Raw genomic sequence first — 16,400 nt, 5'->3', positions numbered from 1 at the left:
ACCTCTCTATTTTAATTAGAGGGTACTCTCCAATACATGGCGAGACCACCCCGGTACGACATGAGCCGCTTTCTGGACGCCGCCGTCGAGCTGGCCGCGGACGCGGGTCCTTCCGCGGTCACGATGACGGCCGTGGCCAAGGCGGTCGGCGCGCCCAGCGGATCGGTCTACCACCGGTTTCCCGGGCGTCCCGCGCTGCTCGCGGAGGTGTGGCTGCGGACCGTCGAGGACTTCCAGGAGGGGTGGTTCGCGGCGCTGGGGTCCGGCGCGGGCGATCCGCGCGCGGCGGCCCGGGCGGCGGCCGTCCACGTGGTCGCGTGGAGCCGGGCGCACCCGAGCGCCGCGGCCCTGCTCCTGTACGGCGCCGCCGAGTTCGCCCAGGACGACTGGCCCGAGCCGAGCACCCGGCGGGCGGCGGCGGGGCACCGGCGGGTGGGCGAGGCCGTGGCGGGACTGTGCGCGGCGCTGGGCGCGGAGGCCGGGCCCGCCGCGGACCGGGTCGCGCTCGCCGTGATCGACGTGCCGCTGACGATCGTCCGCCGCCATCTGCGCCGCGGCCAGGAGCTGCCCGCGCAGGCGGAGGAACTGGCGGGGGAGAGCGCGCTGTTGCTGCTGGGCGAGGGGCCCGGGGGCCGCTAGGTGCCCGGGGCGGCCCGGAGCCGTCTGGCGCCCAGGAGCTGCTAGGCGCTTGTCGTGTTCTCCTCCTGGACCACCGCGAGCGCCTCTATCTCCATCAGGAACTCGGGTCCCACCAACGCCGCCACCTGCACCGCCGACGAGGCGGGCAGCCGGGCCGGGTCGAGGTGGGCGTCGCGGGCGGCGCGGATCGCGGGCATGTGCGCCACGTCCGTGACGAAGTACGTCAGCTTGATCACGTCGTCGAAGTCCGCGCCCGCGGCCGCCAGACAGCGCCGCAGGTTCTCGAAGACCTGGAGGGCCTGCGCCGCCGCGTCCCCCGCGCCGACCAGCTTGCCCTCCTCGTCCAGGGCGAGTTGACCGGAGACGGCGACGAGGCGGCCCGTACCGGACACCACGTGGGTGTACCCGGTCGCGGGCGCGACCCCGTCGGGGGCGTTGATGTGTGTCAGTCGGCTCATGGTCACCATGGTGGACCACGGCTCTGACAACGCCCCCGGCGGAGTCCCGGTCCACGGATCAGCCACGAACTTCAGCTCAGCCGCCAAAAGCAGCCCGGCGGCGGATCAGCCGCGGAAGCCGAGCAGCCGGTGGAGTTCCGCGCCGCCGCCCGTCGCGCCGCCGCGTGCCGCGGCCTTCGGCTTCGGGTCGGGCAGCGGCTTGCACACCGCGTCGACCTCACCGCCGCTGTGCGGCACCTTGCCGTCCGTCAGGTACGCCGCCAGATGCCGGTCCAGGCAGGCGTTCCCGCTCAGGGTGATGCCGTGGTTGCCGCCGCCCTGCTCCACCACCAGGCTCGATCCGCGCAGCTTGCGGTGCATCGTGATCGCGCCCTGGTACGGCGTGGCCGCGTCGTCGGTGGCCTGGAACAGCAGCACCGGCGGCACGGAGACGTTGGTGACGTCGGGGTGGTGCAGCGACCGCACCGGCCAGAACGCGCACGGAGCGTTGTACCAGGCGTTGTTCCAGGTCATGAACGGCGCCTTCGCGTGCGTGCGCCAGTTGTCGCGGCGCCACTGCGCCCAGTCGCGCGGCCAGGCCGCGTCCCGGCACCCCACGGAGGTGTACACCGAGTAGCTGTTGTCGCCCGCGGCGTCCACGGCGCCGAAGTTCTCGTACGCCTCGACCAGGAGATCGGTGTCCTTGGTGCGGGCGTACGACGAGAACGCCTCCGCGAGGAACGGCCAGTAGCCGTTGAAGTAGGCGCCCGGCATGAAGGTGTCCTCCAGCTCGGCGGCGCCGACCTTCTTGCCGGCCGGCTTCTTGGCGAGGGCGGCGCGCATGGCGTACCACCTGGCCTCGATCTTCGCCGGGTCCTTGCCGAGCCGGTACTGCTTGTGGTGCTTGGCGACCCAGGCCATGAAGGCCTTGTGGCGGCTGTCGAAGGCGTGGTCCTGGGACAGGTTCGCGTCGTACCAGACGAGGTGCGGGTCGACCACGGAGTCCAGGGCCATGCGGCGCACCCGGTCGGGGAACAGCTTCGCGTACACGGCACCCAGATAGGTGCCGTACGAGTACCCGAAGTAGTTGATCTCGTCGGCGCCCACGGCCGCGCGGATCGCGTCCATGTCCTTGACCGCGCTCACCGTGTCGATGAACGGCAGGACGTCCGCGTACTTGGAGGCGCACGCCTTGGCGAAGGCCCGCGCGCGGTTGAGGTTGGCCTTCTCCAGGGCGGCCGTGTGGGGCACCGTGGCGGGTCGTACGGGCTTGAAGTGGCCGGGGCGGCAGGTGAGGGCGGGCTTGCTCCTGCCGACGCCGCGCGGGTCGAAGCCGATGACGTCGTAGCCCGCGGCGACCTTCGCCGGGAGCGTCTTGGCGACGAAACCGGCCATGGACAGACCGCTGCCGCCGGGGCCGCCGGGGTTCACCAGGAGCGGGCCCTGGGAGCGCTTGGCGGTGTGCGCGATCCGGGACAGGGCGAGCGTGATCTGCTCGCCGTGCGGGTGGTCGTGGTCGAGCGGGACCTTCAGGGACGCGCACTGGAGCTTCGGATAGGCCTTGGTGGCGCACTTCTTCCACGTGAGGGGGTGCGGGGTGTGCGCGGTGCGCGGCGCGGACCGCGTGTCGGTGCCCGCGGCGGACGGCACCGCCACGACGAGACCGGTCACCAGCGCGGCGGCGCCGCACAGTGAGACGGCGGTTGCTCTCATCGAGCCTCCCAGAGCGGAGGGTTCGGGGCCGCGAGGCCCACGACCCCCGCGGCATCGTCCCGGAAACCCCGCCCGGAAGCGGCGGTTCTCCGGGCGAACTACCTGAAAGGAGCATGACGAAGGACGCCGATGGCCCAGCCCGGATCAGAGCAGCGTGAGCTGGGTGGCGCCGGGGGCGGGTGCCGTCTCCCGAGGCTCGGGGATGCGGCGCGCGGCGCCCGCGCGGGACGGGCCGATGCCGAACTCCCGCGCCAGGTCGTGCACCTGGCGGGTGATGCGGCGCTGGTACCACTTCGGGGCGTACGCGCCGTCCGCGTACAGGCGCTCGTACCGCCGCACCAGATGCGGGTGGTGGTGTGCGAGCCAGGCCATGAACCACTCACGCGCGCCGGGCCGCAGGTGCAGCGTCAGCGGCGTCACCGAGGTCGCCCCGGCCGCAGCGACGGCCCGCACCGTGGCGCGCAGCTGGTCCGGGTGGTCGCCGAGGAACGGGATCACCGGGGCCATCAGGACGCCGCACCCGATGCCGTGCCCGCTCAGGGTGCGCACGACCTCCAGGCGCCGCCCGGGGGCCGGGGTGCCCGGCTCGACCGTGCGCCACAGGTGCTCGTCCAGGAAGCCCACGGACACCGAGATGCCGACGTCCGTGACGGCGGCAGCCTGCCGCAGCAGGTCCAGGTCGCGCAGGATCAGCGTGCCCTTGGTGAGGATCGAGAACGGGTTGGCGTGGTCGCGCAGGGCCGCGATGATGCCCGGCATCAGCGCGTACCGCCCCTCCGCGCGCTGGTAGCAGTCGACATTGGTGCCCATCGCGATGTGCTCGCCGCCCCAGCGCGCCGACGCGAGGTGCCGGCGCAGCAGCTCGGGCGCGTTGACCTTCACCACGATCTGGCTGTCGAAGTCCAGGCCCGTGTCCAGGTCCAGATAGGAGTGCGTCTTGCGGGCGAAGCAGTACACGCACGCGTGCGTGCAGCCCCGGTAGGGGTTGACCGTCCACTCGAAGGGCATGCGGGACGCCCCCGGGACCCGGTTCACGATCGACTTCGCGCGCACCTCGTGGAAGGTGATCCCGCGGAACTCGGGGGTGTCGAAGGTCCGGGTGGTCACGGCGTCGGCGCCGAACAGGGCGGCGTCCGCGGCGCCCCCTCGCGGCCCGTCGGACAGGTTCTCCCAGCGCATGGCGCCTCCTCCGTAGCACTGACCAGCAGCAACCAGCGCGGACAACAACGGCAACAACACTCACCCCAGAGAATAGAACACATGTTCCCTTGATCGTGCGAACGTGGTCCGGACCCGATTTGGGGCGCCGGTGCGCGGGGTGGTTGGCTGACCGCCCAACCCCTGAGACACCCAACTGCTGGAGGAAGTGCAATGGCGCAGGTCGAGGCGACCACGGAGCGGATCATCGCGGCGCAGCCGGAGGACGTCTTCGATGCGCTGGCCGACTACAGCGGCACGCGCGCGAAGATCCTGTCGGAGCACTTCAGTGAGTACGGGGTGCGCGAGGGCGGCGACGGCGAGGGCACCCTCGTCCACTGGAAGCTCCAGGCCACCAGCAAGCGGATCCGCGACTGCCTGCTCGAGGTGAGCGAGCCCACCGACGGCGAACTCGTCGAGAAGGACCGCAACTCGTCCATGGTCACCACCTGGCGGGTGACCCCCGGGGGCGAGGGCGCCTCGCGCGTCGTCGTCTCCACGGTGTGGAACGGCGCGGGCGGCATCGGCGGCTTCTTCGAGAAGGCCTTCGCGCCCAAGGGCCTCGCGCGGATCTACGACGCCGTGCTCGACAAGCTCGCCGCGGAGGTCGAGAAGTAGGCACACCCGGCCGGTTGAGGGTTGCGCGGGCGCCGGAGCCCGCCAACTCCCGTAACCCATCAGGGTTGTTGTCACTCTCACCGTTTCGAGTGGTTTTCGGGACGGCCCAGTTGTACGCCGTAGGGCTCCCACCGGCGCTTACGCGCGCCGGTGTGCGCCCGAGGGCGACTCGTCGCACTTGCTCCAGTTTTCGCGTAATGCGAGAAATGGGCGGCGCAGGCGCGACGAGGGGAGCAGCAAGTGGGCGGGACGACGCTGGTGATGGGCGCCGGACACGGCGATCGGGCGGTTGTACCGCCCCTCACGGCCGCCGCGGGGCAGGGCGGGGCGCCGGAGCCGCCACCGTCCCCCGAGGCCGCGCAGGGGCCGCCGCACGGCCTCAGCCCCGCCCGGGTCCGGATGGTCTTCGTCGGCCTCATGCTCGCGCTGCTGCTCGCCGCGCTGGAGCAGATGATCGTCGCCACCGCGCTGCCGAAGATCGTCGGCGAACTGCACGGCCTGGACAAGATGTCCTGGGCGATCACCGCGTACCTGCTGACCTCCACCGTCGGGCTGCCCATCTACGGCAAGCTCGGCGACCTCTTCGGACGCAAGGGCGTCTTCCAGTTCGCCATCGTCGTCTTCGTCATCGGCTCCGCCCTCGCGGGCGCCTCGCGCACCATGGACCAGCTCATCGCCTTCCGCGCGCTCCAGGGCGTCGGCGCGGGCGGCCTCATGATCGGCGTCCAGGCGATCATCGCCGACATCGTGCCGCCCCGCGCGCGGGCCCGCTACATGGGCCTCATCGGCGCCTCCTTCGGCCTGGCCTCCGTCGCCGGGCCGCTCCTCGGCGGCTTCTTCACCGACCATGTCTCCTGGCGCTGGTGCTTCTACTTCAACGTGCCGTTCGGCCTGGTCACCCTGCTCGTGGTCGCGCTCGTCCTGAAGCTGCCCAAGCCCGCGGCCCGGGGCAGGTTCGACGTGCTCGGCGCGCTGCTGCTCGTCGCCGCCTCCACCTGCCTGGTGCTCCTGACCAGTTGGGGCGGCACGGAGTACGGCTGGGGGTCGCGCGTCATCCTCGGGCTCGCCGCCGGAGCGGTCGTGTCCACCGTGCTCTTCCTCGTCGCCGAGCGGTTCGCGGCAGAACCGATCATCCCGCTGCGCCTGTTCCGTGATTCCGTCTTCAACATCACGGGTCTCGTAGGGCTCGTCGTCGGCATCGCCCTCTTCGGGGCGGCCAGTTACCTGCCGACGTTCCTGCAGATGGTCGACGGCGCGAGCGCCACGGAGTCCGGCCTCCTGATGCTGCCGATGATGGGCGGCGTCGTCGGCGCCTCCGTCGTCGCCGGTCAACTCATCAGCCACACCGGGCGCTACCGGATCTACCCGATCCTCGGCGGCGCCCTCTCCGTAGTCGGCATGTTCCTGCTCTCGCGGCTCGAATCGGACACGCCCCGGCTGCACTACAGCATCTGGATGGCCGTCCTCGGCGCCGGCGTCGGCCTGGTCATGCCCGTGCTCATCCTTGCCGTGCAGAACGCCGCGCCGCCCGCCGACCTCGGCACCGCGACCAGCGCCAACAACTACTTCCGGCAGATCGGCGGCAGCGTGGGCGCCGCGGTCTTCGGCACGCTCTTCGCCGACCGCCTCACCGACGCCCTCGCCGAGAGCCTGCCCGCGGGCGCCGACCTGCCGGACGCCGAATCGATCACCCCCCAGCTCGTCCACGCGATGCCCGCCCCGCTGCGCGAGGGCTACATCCAGGCGTACGCCGAAGCGATGCCGCGGATCTTCCTCTACCTGGTCCCGGTGCTCGTCCTCGGCCTGCTGCTCGCCTTCTTCCTCAAGGAGACCCCCCTCGTGTCCAGCGCCGTGTCCTCGAAAACCCCGCACGCCCCCCTCGGCGAGCAGGCCGCCGTCCCGGGGGCCCGCGCCCCGTACGCCGCCGGAGTGCCCGTCTGCGGCACCGTGCAGCACCCGGACGGCACCGTCGTGCCCCGCGCCGCCCTCACCCTCATCGACGTCGCGGGCCAGCAGATCGGGCGCGGCGCCAGCGGCGACGACGGGCGGTACGCCCTCGCCACCCCCGGCGCCGGATCGTTCGTCCTGATCGCCGCCGCGGGCGGCCACCAGCCGCAGGCCGTCACCGTCACCGTCGGTGAGCGCCCCGTGGAGCTCGACGTGGTCCTCGGCGGCGCGGGCCGCCTGGCCGGGAGCGTGCGCACCGCCGACGGCTCGCCCGTACGGGACGCCGCCGTCACCCTGACCGACGTCCGCGGCGACGTCGTCGCCACCGCCCGCAGCGGCCGCGAGGGCGCGTACGCGATCACGGAGCTGGTCGCGGGGGAGTACACGCTGGCCGCCAGCGCGCCCGCGTTCCGCCCGGCGGCCCTGCCCGTCAGCGTGCAGGCGTCCCGCGAGACCCGCCAGGACATCGAGCTGGCCGGGGGAGCGGTCCTGCGGGGCACCGTGCGGGCCGGTGGCGGGCGGCCCGTGGAGGACGCCCGCGTCACGCTCCTCGACGCGGCGGGCAACGTCGTCGACACCCTGACCACGGGCGCCGACGGCACGTTCCGCTTCGTCGACCTCTCGTCCGGCGAGTACACGGTGATCGCCGCCGGATACCCGCCGGTCGCCACGGTGCTCCAAGTCGCGGGCGGCGGACGGACGGAGCGGGACCTGCAACTGGGCCACGAGGACTGAGAACGTGCCCCCGCGGGGCCCCGCGAATGCTCCGGAGGCGCCCCCTCGGCGGGGCAATTCGCCGATAGCGCCGCACCGCAACCCGATGCGGCCGTACGGTGGTCGGGGGGCGTTGCAGATCTTTCCGTGCCGAGGGAGGGAGCCGAGGCCATGGAGCGTGACATCCCGGACGGCGAGCCGGTGACCCGCGGCGGCATGTCCGGCCGCGTCCCCCTGGCCGTCGTCGTCGTCGACGGGGACGGGCTCGTCTCCCACTGGAGCACCGGCGCGCGACGCCTGTTCGGGTACGCCAGGGAAGACGCCGTGGGCCGCCCGGCCGGTGACCTGCTGCCCGTCGCCGGAGCCCTGCCGCAGGACGGCGGAGCCCGCGGGGAGTACGACGCGCTCGGCCCCGACCTCGGCAGCTCCCTGGACGGACGGCTCTCCTACCCCGCCGCGGGCCGCGCCCGCCTGACCGCCTCGACCCGTGAACGCGAGCGCATCGACGTCCTGTGGTGGGCCTACCCGCTCGTCGGACCGGGACCCGAGCGGCTGCTCGTCCTCGCCGCCGACGCCGCCCGCCTCGCCGTCGACGGCGACCCGGACACCGACCGGGTGGAGCGCATAGCGCCCGGGTTCGCGCTGCACACCGACTTCCCCGGGTCCGACGAACTCGCGCGCCGCCTCCCCGAGATCCTGCCGAGCATGAGCGTCGGCGAGAGCGCCCGCATCGCCGCCCAGGTCCTCGAACTTGGCTACCCCGTCCTGGAGTTCAGCCAGCACGACCGCGTGCCCGTCACCCCCGACTGGGGCGTCCCGCGCCGCGCCGAGCGGCAGGCCCGCAGGCGGCGCGCCGAAGCGGCGGCCGCCGCCGGGCAGGCGCCCCCGCCCGCGGCGGAGGCCGACGACGGCGAGGACCTCGAATACGCGGCGGTGCGCGAGCGCCTGGAGTTCCTGAACGAGGTCAGCGGCCGCATCGGCACCTCCCTCGACCTCTCCCGCACCATCGTCGAGGTCAGCAAGGCCGTCGTGCCGCGCTTCACCGACGTCGCGGGCACCTATCTGCGCGAACAGGTCGTCGCGGGCGAGGGCTTCCCCGAGGGCCCGCCCGACGAGACCACCCTCTGGCACCGCGTCGCCGTCGAGCACACGGACGAGCCCGGCCGCTGGGACGACGTCGTGCCCGTCGGCGAGTCCATGCCGTTCCCGGCGCACACCCCGTTCTTCCAGTGCATGACGTCGGGCGACCCCGTCCTCGTACCGCGCATCACCGAGGAGATGGGCAACGCCATCGCCTCCCAGTTCGAGAAGCGCGACATCCGGCCGCTGATCAACCACCGCTCGATGCTGGTCGTGCCCCTGAAGGCGCGCAACGTCGTCCTCGGCTTCATGATCCTGCTGCGCCACCGCGAGCGGCCCGTCTTCAACGACATGGACCGCGTCACCGGCGCCGAACTGGCCGCCCGCGCCGGACTCGTCCTGGACAACGCCCGCATGTACACCTACCAGGAGTCGGTCGCCGACACCCTCCAGGACAGCATGCTGCCGCACATCCAGCCCCGCATGTCCGGCTGCGACATCGCCACCCGCTACCTCCCGGGCACCCTGCTCGGCCGCGTCGGCGGCGACTGGTTCGACTCCGTGAAACTCCCCGGCGCCCGCACCGCCCTCGTGGTCGGCGACGTCATGGGGCACGGCCTGAACTCCGCGGCGATGATGGGCCAGTTGCGTACGGCCGTGCAGACCATGGCCGCCCTCGACCTGCCGCCCGCACAGCTCCTGCGCAACCTCGACGACCTCGCCCAGCGCCTCGGCGAGCACTACCTGGCGACGTGCCTGTACGCGGTGTACGACCCGATCGCCGGTGAGCTCCAGCTGGCCAACGCCGGCCACATCCCGCCCGTCCTGGTGCGCGCTCTGGACGGCCGCAGCGAACTGCTCGACCTGCCCACGGGGGCGCCCATCGGCGTCGGCGGCGTGCCGTTCGAGTCGGTGCGGGTCCGCGTCGCGCCCGGTGACCGCCTGCTGATGTGCACCGACGGCCTGGTCGAGGTGCGCGGCGAGGACATCGGCGTGGGCCTCGCCACCCTCGTGGAGTCGGCCGCCCACCCCGCCGCCTCCATGGACGACGCCTGCGACACGATCATCCGCGCCCTCGCCGCGACGTTCTCGGAGGCGGGCCGCGGCGGCCGCAAGGACGACGTCGCCCTGCTGATGGCCCGGCTGAACGGCGTGGCCTCCACCGACGTCGGGCACTGGCGGCTCGCGCCCGACCCCAGCGAGGTCAGCAGGGCCCGCGACCTGGTCCGCCGCCAACTGCGCGACTGGGACCTCGACGCCATCGGCGACACCGCCGTGCTCCTGGCCAGCGAACTCGTCACGAACGCCGTACGACACGCGCGCGGCGGCCGCATCGGCCTGCGCCTGGTCCGCTCCGGCCAGCTCCTGTGCGAGGTCGAGGACGACGACGCGACCCTGCCGACGCTGCTCAGTGCAAGCCCCGCCGACGAGTTCGGGCGCGGCCTGCGCATCGTCACCAGCCTCGCCAAGGAGTGGGGCACCAGCCGGACGAGCACGGGCAAGACCGTGTGGTTCGAGCTGTCCCCGCCGCGCCGGTAGCCGCGCGTCCCGAGCCGCGTCGAACCGGCCGGGCGCAGAGCCGCGCCGGGGCCGGGCGGGCAGGCCGCGCGCCGGGGCAGTGGTGCCGCGCGCAGGCGCACGCGGGGGGAACGCGCCTCGAAAGCGCCGTGAAGGTGTGGGCGTGCGGCTTGTCGGGCGCTTCCCCGAGCGGTAGACCGATCTTGTCGCCGGGTTCGGCGGCGCTTGTCGCACCCCGGGGAGCTGGCATGGGCGTCACTAGTCGGTACCAGGAGGCCTGGGAGGGCTTCTGGAGCGAGGCTCCCGCGGAGGCGGGCGGCGTCTTCTGGGACTCCGAGCCCGCCCTCACCGCGGGCATCCATCTCGCCCTGTTCGAACCGCACTTGACGGCGCCCGACCTGCCGATGGTGGACCTCGGCTGCGGCAACGGCACCCAGACCCGCTTCCTCGCCGACCGCTTCCCGCGCGTCCTCGGCGTCGACCTGGCGGCCGCCGCCGTCGACCACGCCCGGCACGCGGACCCCGCGGGCCAGGCCGAGTTCCGCCAGCTCGACGCGGCCGACAAGAGCACGGCCGAGCAACTGCACGCCGAACTCGGCGACACCAACGTCTACATGCGCGGCGTACTGCACCAGTGCGAGCCCGCCGACCGGCAGCCGCTCATCGACTCCGTCGCGGCCCTGACCGGCGAGCGCGGGCGGGCCTGCCTGGTCGAACTGGCCGAGGCCGCGGGGGCGGTGCTGCGCGGCCTCGCTCAGGACGCCGGGGGGCCGCCGCCGAAGCTGGCGCCCGTGTTCGCGCACGGCATCGCGCCGGGCGAGGTGGCCGACGCCGCCGTCCCGGAGCTGGTGCGCTCGGCGGGTCTGACCGTGCTGGCCGCCGGTTCGCTGCCGCTGACCACGACCGAGTACAGAGCGGACGGCACCCGCATCGAACTGCCTTCGAAGTGGCTGGTCGTGGGCCGCGCCACCCCATGAGGGCCCGCCCGGGCGTGGCTCACACGGGCGCGGGACGGAGCGTCCTCACGCGGGAGCGGGCGAGTCCGGGTGCCGGGCCTCCGCGCGCATGCCCATGACCACCACGGTGATGACGCAGAACGCGATGACCGTCTCCGCCCAGAGGAAGGCGATGTAGTCGAGGAGGGAGCCGATGGGCGGCGCTCCCGGTGCGGTGTTGCGGAAGGCCGCGAGGGCGAAGAGCGTCGCGGCCATCCAGCCGAGCGCGGGCCACGTCAGGCCCTTCTTCCTGCTCAGCAGGAACCACGCCCCGATGAGGACGGCGACGGCGAGCGCCCACATGGCGGCCATCATGAACACCGCGAAGATGAGCACGCTGGTCGAGCGCGCGAGGCCGAGGTCGAACACCGCCACGCCGTCCTCCTCGGACGCCTCGACCGAGGTCGCGAACAGCGCGTCGTTGTTGGACAGCGTCATCCGGACCGGGACGGCCTCGCCGCCCTGCACGGCGCCGAACTCCAGCGCCGCGTCGTAGGCGTCGAACGGATAGTCCGTGATGGACCCCGCCGTCAGGGCGACGGGCACGTCCACGGTCGAGATCCGGCTGTGGGCGGGGAAGGTGAGGTCCCCGCGCGTCGACGTCGACGTCTGGAGCGTGAGCGTCTCGGCGGGGGAGATCCCGCCGGCCTCCGCGAGGCCGCCGCGCGGGGTCACCAGGAGCCGCAGGACCAGCTCCCGGCCCGCCGCGTCGACCCGCTGGACCGACGCCTCGATGTCCACCCGGTCGGGGACCGGGTCGCCCGCGCGGTAGCGGGTGTCCAGGGCGTGCCGTTCACCGAACTGGAGCCACACCCCGAAGGCGACGGCCGCCGCCACCGCGAGCAGGACGAGCCCCGCGATCAGGGCCCTGCCGCGGGACGAGGGGAGGCGTCGGATGACCACAGCCGCTCCGGGGGGTGGGACGGACGGTCAGTCGACCGGCTCGCCGGGCTGGTCGTGCGTGGAGCAGTGGATGCCACCGCCGCCGGAGGCGATGGTGTCGATCTCGACCTGCACGATGTCGCGCTTGGGGAAGTGCTCCTGGAGGATGCTCTTGGCGCGCTTGTCGGCCTTGCGGTCGCCGAACCGCGGCATGAACACCGAGTCGTTGGCGACATAGAAGTTGGCGTACGTCGACACGAAGTCGTCGCCCTCGCCGGTGATCCGGTCCAGGTCGGGCTGCGGCAGGTCGATGATCTCGAAGCGGCGGCCCTTGGCGTCCGTGGCCTTGCTCAGGACGGACTTCGCCTGGTCGGCGGAGCGGGACCAGGAGTCGGCGGGCATCCCGGGGAACGCCCGGTCCAGGAGCACCACACCGGGTGCGGTGAACCGGACGAGGCTGTCCACGTGCGCGTCGGTGATGTCCTCGCCGCGCACGCCCGCGAGCCAGATCACCTTCTCCACGCCCAGGGTCTCCTTGAGCTCGGCCTCGATCCGGTCCCGGCTCTTGCCGCGGTTGCGGTTGTCGTTGACGATCGAGCTCTCCGTGATCAGGAGCGTGCCCTCGCCGTCGGTCTCGAACGAGCCGCCCTCGGAGACCAGGGGCGCCTTCTCGCGGGGGATGTCGTACTTCGACAGCAGGGCCCGGCCCACCCGGCCGTCGTTGGTGTGCTCCTGCTTGTTCCCCCACCCGTTGAAGTTGAAGTCGACGCCGACGACCTCGCCGTCCTCCTCCACGAACACGGGCACCGTGTCACGTGCCCACAGGTCGTCGACGGCCAGGGGGACGACCTCGACGTCGCGCCCGCACGCCCGCTGGGCGGCCTTCTGCTGGTCGGGCCGCGCCATCATCACCACGTACTCGTACTCCGCGATGGCGCGCGCGATGCGGGCGATGTCCTCCCGTACGTAGGGCAGGTCCTCCCCCCACACCGACTCCAGGGCGGGCCACGACATGAAGGTGCGCGCGTGGCTCTCCCACTCGGCACCGAAGCGCCGCCCCTCGGTCGCGGTGTCCGCACCGGCGGTGCCCGCGGCCTTCGTCACGCCCGAGCCGCCGGGCCCGCAGGCCGTGGAGCCGAGGACGACGGCGCCGACACCGGCGAGCGCGCGCAGGGCGGAGCGGCGGGAGGGGCGCATCGAGGCGAGGGGGGACGCCGGGGTGAGCGAGGCGAGGCGGGAGTGGGGGGTGAGGGGGGACACGGTGAACTCCGATCATCGTGATGGTCACAAGCTAGCCGTCGGCAGGGTGGGGCGCTCGACGAGCGCGGCGCGGACGGCGGGTGCTGTGCCGGGAGCGGCCGGGTGGCGCACCGCGCCAGGGGTTGCGGCCGTGCGGCCCCGTCGCGGTGGCCGTGACGCCACTCTGACACGGACTGAAAATTCAGTCAAAGAGGTGTGTGGTGGGTCCGGGGCCGGAGATGGGGCTCGTGTCGGCGGTGCGTTCCGTGACGCGCAGCCCCGGACCTTGCCTCGCGGGACGGATGATCACCATCTCGTGGCGTCGTGGACTGACTGAAATTTCAGTTGCGTGGAGCAGACCGGCACCGGGTCGGTGCTGCCCGAGGACAGTGACGCCTCGAGGGCCCGGACCGGCCCGGTAGGGTTCGGATCCATGGCGCCTCGCACTACCCGGATCCTCGAAGCGGCCGCACGGCTGATCGCCCGTCGCGGGGTCCGCGGTCTGCGCGTCGAAGAACTCGCCGCCGAGGCGGGCGTCTCCACCGGGCTGATCTACTACCACTTCAAGGACCGGACCGGGATCCTGCGCCAGACCCTGGAGTTCATCAGCAACCGCGCCGAGCGCTACACCACCGGCCGCGACCCGGAGGCCGAACCCCTCGCTCCCCGCGAGGAACTGGAGGAGATCCTCCTCCTCGAGCTCCAGGACACCCCCGAGGTCAGGGAGAACAGCTCCGCCTGGGGCGAGTTGCGGGCGAGCGCCGTCTTCGACGAGGTGCTGCGCGAGGACCTGGCCCGGGCCACCGTGGTGTGGGTACAGGAGGTCGCCGCCCTCCTCGGGCAGGTGCAGCCGACGACCCCGGCGCCCGCCCTCGCCGCGGCCGGCGAACGGCTCACCGCGCTGCTCGAAGGGCTCAGCATGCGCTGGCTCAGCGGAGGAACGCGGCTCGACCACGCGCGGGACCTGATGCGCGGCGCCATCGACGCGGAGCTGGCGCTGCTGCGGGGGGAGTAGCGCCCGCGCGGGACGCCCGCGTCCGGTACCGGTACCCCCCGATCCGCGGCAGCGCGCCCAACGACCCGAGCAGCAGCCTTGGGGGAGAGGTCTAGGCCGGGGCGTTCCGTACCGCGTAGCGTGACGCCGTGTGAAGATCTTTACCCCGGACCGGCGGTGCCCGTGGGCCGGGTGAGCGGTGCTGATGCCGCTCCCCGTGCCCACGCCTCCCACGCACCTCCTCGCACCCAAGGCTGGAGCTCATGAAAATCCTCATCAGCGCCGACATGGAGGGCGCCACCGGCGTCACCTGGCCCGCGGACGTGCTGCCGGGCACGCCGCAGTGGGAGCGGTGCCGGTCGATGTTCACCTCGGACGTGAACGCCGCCGTGCTCGGGTTCTTCGACGGCGGCGCCGACGAGGTGCTCGTCAACGAGGCGCACTGGACCATGCGCAACCTGCTCCTCGAACAGCTCGACGAGCGGGTCGAGATGCTCACGGGCAGGCACAAGTCGCTGTCCATGGTCGAGGGCGTGCAGCACGACGACGTGGACGGCATCGCCTTCGTCGGCTACCACGCGGGCGCGGGCATGGAGGGCGTCCTCGCGCACACCTATCTGGCCAACCAGATCACCGGCGTGTGGGTCGACGGCGTACGCGCCAGCGAGGGCCTGCTGAACTCCCATGTCGTCGCGGAGTACGGCGTCCCCGTGGTCCTCGTCACCGGCGACGACCTGGCCTGCGAGGACGCCCTCGGCTATGCGCCGGGCGCGCTGAAGGTCGCGGTCAAGGACCATGTGTCGCGGTACGCGGCGGTGTGCCGCACCCCCGCGCGCACCGCCGCCGACATCCGGGCCGCCGCCAAGGAGGCGACGGCCCTCGCCGTGCGGCACGAGCCGGTGGCGGGCGGCCCGCACACCGTGGAGGTCGAGTTCGACGCGGAGCACCTGTCGATGGCGGCGACGGTGGTTCCGGGCGTGCGGCGCGTGGCGGAACGGAAGGTCGCCTACACGAGCGACACCATGTACGAAGGCATCCGCACGTTCAAGGCGGTCACCACGATCGCCTCCGCCGCTGTTGAGGAGCAGTATGGCTGACCAGGTCGACCCTCAAGCACTGGACGAGGTCGTCCGGTTCACCTCCGACCTCATCCGCATCGACACCACCAACCGGGGCGACGGCGAGTGCCGCGAGCGCCCCGCGGCCGAGTACGCCGCCGAGCAGCTCGCCGGGGCGGGCGTCGAGCCCACGCTCCTGGAGCGCACACCGGGCCGTACGAACGTCGTCGCCCGCATCGAGGGAACCGACCCGTCGCAGGACGCGCTCCTCGTCCACGGGCACCTGGACGTCGTCCCGGCGGAGGCCGCCGACTGGCGCGTGCACCCTTTTTCGGGCGAGATCGTCGACGGTGTCGTGTGGGGGCGCGGCGCCATCGACATGAAGAACATGGACGCGATGATCCTCGCGGCCGTGCGCAGCTGGGCGCGGACGGGAGTGCGGCCGCGCCGGGACGTCGTGATCGCGTTCACCGCCGACGAGGAGGCCAGCGCCCTCGACGGCTCCGGGTTCCTCGCCGACGAGCACGCGGACCTGTTCGAGGGCTGCACGGAGGGCATCAGCGAGTCCGGGGCGTTCACGTTCCACGACGGCCGGGGCAACCAGCTCTACCCGATCGCGGCGGGCGAGCGCGGCACCGGCTGGCTCAAGCTCACCGCGCGCGGCACGGCGGGCCACGGCTCCAAGGTGAACCGCGCGAACGCCGTCAGCAGGCTCGCCGCGGCCGTCACCCGCATCGGGGAGCACCGCTGGCCGGTGCGGCTCACCCCGACGGTGCGGGCGGCCCTGGTCGAACTCGCCGGGCTGTACGGCCTGGAGGCCGACCCGGACGCGCCCGGCTTCGACGTCGATGCCTTCATGGAGAAGCTCGGCCCCACCGCAGCCCTCGTCGAGCCCACGGTGCGCAACAGCGCCAACCCGACCATGCTCCAGTCCGGGTACAAGGTCAACGTGGTGCCCGGCGAGGCCACGGCATATGTGGACGGCCGATATGTGCCCGGCGGCGAGGAAGAGTTCCGCGCCACCCTTGACCTGCTCACCGGACCGGACGTCGACTGGGAGTTCCACCACCGGGAGGTGGCGCTGCAGGCGCCGGTGGACACACCCACGTACGCCAGGATGCGGGCGGCCGTCGAGGAGTTCGCGCCGGAGGGCCGTGTCCTTCCGTACTGCATGTCGGGAGGCACGGACGCCAAGCAGTTCTCGCGGCTCGGCATCCGCGGCTACGGCTTCTCGCCGCTGCGGACGCCGGAGGGCTTCGACTACCAGGCCCTCTTCCACGGAGTGGACGAGCGGGTGCCGGTCGAGGCGCTGCACTTCGGCACCCGAGTCCTCGACCGCTTCCTGCGCACGGCCTGACCGACCTTTGGG

The 16,400-nt window shown here is 72.7% G+C and carries 13 protein-coding genes; 8 read left to right on the top strand and 5 right to left on the bottom strand.

Annotation, left to right across the window (positions count from 1 at the left end):
- The first annotated feature begins 36 nt into the window (after window positions 1-36).
- On the top strand, window positions 37-639 hold the full coding sequence (locus ACZ6AA_RS25375) for a TetR/AcrR family transcriptional regulator (RefSeq protein ID WP_468454564.1): 603 nt from the start codon (window positions 37-39) through the stop codon (window positions 637-639).
- 41 nt (window positions 640-680) lie between these two features.
- Here the strand turns inward: ACZ6AA_RS25375 and ACZ6AA_RS25370 are convergent, their stop codons facing one another.
- The 3 genes from ACZ6AA_RS25370 to ACZ6AA_RS25360 form a co-directional block, all read right to left on the bottom strand.
- Entirely contained in the window at window positions 681-1,097 is a 417-nt protein-coding gene (locus tag ACZ6AA_RS25370; RefSeq protein WP_471460119.1) for a RidA family protein, read from the bottom strand.
- A gap of 105 nt (window positions 1,098-1,202) precedes the next feature.
- Window positions 1,203-2,789 carry an alpha/beta hydrolase gene (locus ACZ6AA_RS25365; RefSeq protein ID WP_471460118.1) on the bottom strand — a complete coding sequence of 529 codons (1,587 nt, stop codon included), beginning with the start codon at window positions 2,787-2,789 and terminating at the stop codon, window positions 1,203-1,205.
- A 144-nt stretch (window positions 2,790-2,933) separates the two neighbouring features.
- Window positions 2,934-3,968: an Rv2578c family radical SAM protein gene (locus ACZ6AA_RS25360; protein WP_468454570.1), complete on the bottom strand. Its 1,035-nt coding sequence runs from the start codon at window positions 3,966-3,968 to the stop codon at window positions 2,934-2,936.
- A gap of 192 nt (window positions 3,969-4,160) precedes the next feature.
- On the opposite strand from ACZ6AA_RS25360, the gene ACZ6AA_RS25355 reads away from it, so the two are divergent.
- The 4 genes from ACZ6AA_RS25355 to ACZ6AA_RS25340 all read left to right on the top strand — a co-directional run bounded on the left by ACZ6AA_RS25355 (window position 4,161) and on the right by ACZ6AA_RS25340 (window position 10,840).
- Window positions 4,161-4,604, top strand: coding sequence for an SRPBCC family protein (locus ACZ6AA_RS25355; RefSeq protein ID WP_471460116.1), 444 nt, complete (start codon window positions 4,161-4,163; stop codon window positions 4,602-4,604).
- A gap of 240 nt (window positions 4,605-4,844) precedes the next feature.
- Window positions 4,845-7,286, top strand: a complete 2,442-nt coding sequence (locus ACZ6AA_RS25350) for an MFS transporter (protein ID WP_471460115.1) — start codon at window positions 4,845-4,847, stop codon at window positions 7,284-7,286.
- Window positions 7,287-7,436: 150 nt separating this feature from the next.
- Window positions 7,437-9,884: an ATP-binding SpoIIE family protein phosphatase gene (locus ACZ6AA_RS25345; protein ID WP_471460113.1), complete on the top strand. Its 2,448-nt coding sequence runs from the start codon at window positions 7,437-7,439 to the stop codon at window positions 9,882-9,884.
- A gap of 227 nt (window positions 9,885-10,111) precedes the next feature.
- Window positions 10,112-10,840, top strand: a complete 729-nt coding sequence (locus tag ACZ6AA_RS25340) for a class I SAM-dependent methyltransferase (protein ID WP_468454578.1) — start codon at window positions 10,112-10,114, stop codon at window positions 10,838-10,840.
- A 45-nt stretch (window positions 10,841-10,885) separates the two neighbouring features.
- Here ACZ6AA_RS25340 and ACZ6AA_RS25335 read toward each other — a convergent pair whose 3' ends face one another.
- Entirely contained in the window at window positions 10,886-11,761 is an 876-nt protein-coding gene (locus ACZ6AA_RS25335) for a DUF4436 family protein (RefSeq protein WP_468454580.1), read from the bottom strand.
- Window positions 11,762-11,788: 27 nt separating this feature from the next.
- Window positions 11,789-12,937: an agmatine deiminase family protein gene (locus tag ACZ6AA_RS25330; protein ID WP_468455046.1), complete on the bottom strand. Its 1,149-nt coding sequence runs from the start codon at window positions 12,935-12,937 to the stop codon at window positions 11,789-11,791.
- Between the two features lie 475 nt (window positions 12,938-13,412).
- Here ACZ6AA_RS25330 and ACZ6AA_RS25325 point away from each other — a divergent pair, with 475 nt between their 5' ends.
- From ACZ6AA_RS25325 to ACZ6AA_RS25315, 3 genes are all read left to right on the top strand, one after another.
- Window positions 13,413-13,994 (top strand): TetR/AcrR family transcriptional regulator, encoded by a 582-nt coding sequence (locus ACZ6AA_RS25325; protein ID WP_468454582.1) that lies wholly within the window; start codon window positions 13,413-13,415, stop codon window positions 13,992-13,994.
- Window positions 13,995-14,236: 242 nt separating this feature from the next.
- On the top strand, window positions 14,237-15,070 hold the full coding sequence (locus ACZ6AA_RS25320; protein ID WP_468454584.1) for a M55 family metallopeptidase: 834 nt from the start codon (window positions 14,237-14,239) through the stop codon (window positions 15,068-15,070).
- Window positions 15,063-16,388, top strand: a complete 1,326-nt coding sequence (locus ACZ6AA_RS25315; RefSeq protein ID WP_468454586.1) for a M20/M25/M40 family metallo-hydrolase — start codon at window positions 15,063-15,065, stop codon at window positions 16,386-16,388. Before ACZ6AA_RS25320 ends, ACZ6AA_RS25315 begins: the two co-directional genes overlap by 8 nt.
- Window positions 16,389-16,400: the final 12 nt, after the last annotated feature.

Source organism: Streptomyces sp. NPDC040610 (assembly GCF_055594065.1).
Note: the sequence above shows the minus strand (reverse complement) of the source record. Positions and strands in the feature narration are given on the sequence as shown.

Bases quoted from the DNA above. Each gene is read 5' to 3' on its own strand.
- ACZ6AA_RS25375 (WP_468454564.1), top strand. From the start codon at position 37: ATGGCGAGACCACCCCGGTACGACATGAGCCGCTTTCTGGACGCCGCC.
- ACZ6AA_RS25370 (WP_471460119.1), bottom strand. From the start codon at position 1,097: ATGAGCCGACTGACACACATCAACGCCCCCGACGGGGTCGCGCCCGCG.
- ACZ6AA_RS25365 (WP_471460118.1), bottom strand. From the start codon at position 2,789: ATGAGAGCAACCGCCGTCTCACTGTGCGGCGCCGCCGCGCTGGTGACC.
- ACZ6AA_RS25360 (WP_468454570.1), bottom strand. From the start codon at position 3,968: ATGCGCTGGGAGAACCTGTCCGACGGGCCGCGAGGGGGCGCCGCGGAC.
- ACZ6AA_RS25355 (WP_471460116.1), top strand. From the start codon at position 4,161: ATGGCGCAGGTCGAGGCGACCACGGAGCGGATCATCGCGGCGCAGCCG.
- ACZ6AA_RS25345 (WP_471460113.1), top strand. From the start codon at position 7,437: ATGGAGCGTGACATCCCGGACGGCGAGCCGGTGACCCGCGGCGGCATG.
- ACZ6AA_RS25340 (WP_468454578.1), top strand. From the start codon at position 10,112: ATGGGCGTCACTAGTCGGTACCAGGAGGCCTGGGAGGGCTTCTGGAGC.
- ACZ6AA_RS25330 (WP_468455046.1), bottom strand. From the start codon at position 12,937: ATGCGCCCCTCCCGCCGCTCCGCCCTGCGCGCGCTCGCCGGTGTCGGC.
- ACZ6AA_RS25325 (WP_468454582.1), top strand. From the start codon at position 13,413: ATGGCGCCTCGCACTACCCGGATCCTCGAAGCGGCCGCACGGCTGATC.
- ACZ6AA_RS25320 (WP_468454584.1), top strand. From the start codon at position 14,237: ATGAAAATCCTCATCAGCGCCGACATGGAGGGCGCCACCGGCGTCACC.
- ACZ6AA_RS25315 (WP_468454586.1), top strand. From the start codon at position 15,063: ATGGCTGACCAGGTCGACCCTCAAGCACTGGACGAGGTCGTCCGGTTC.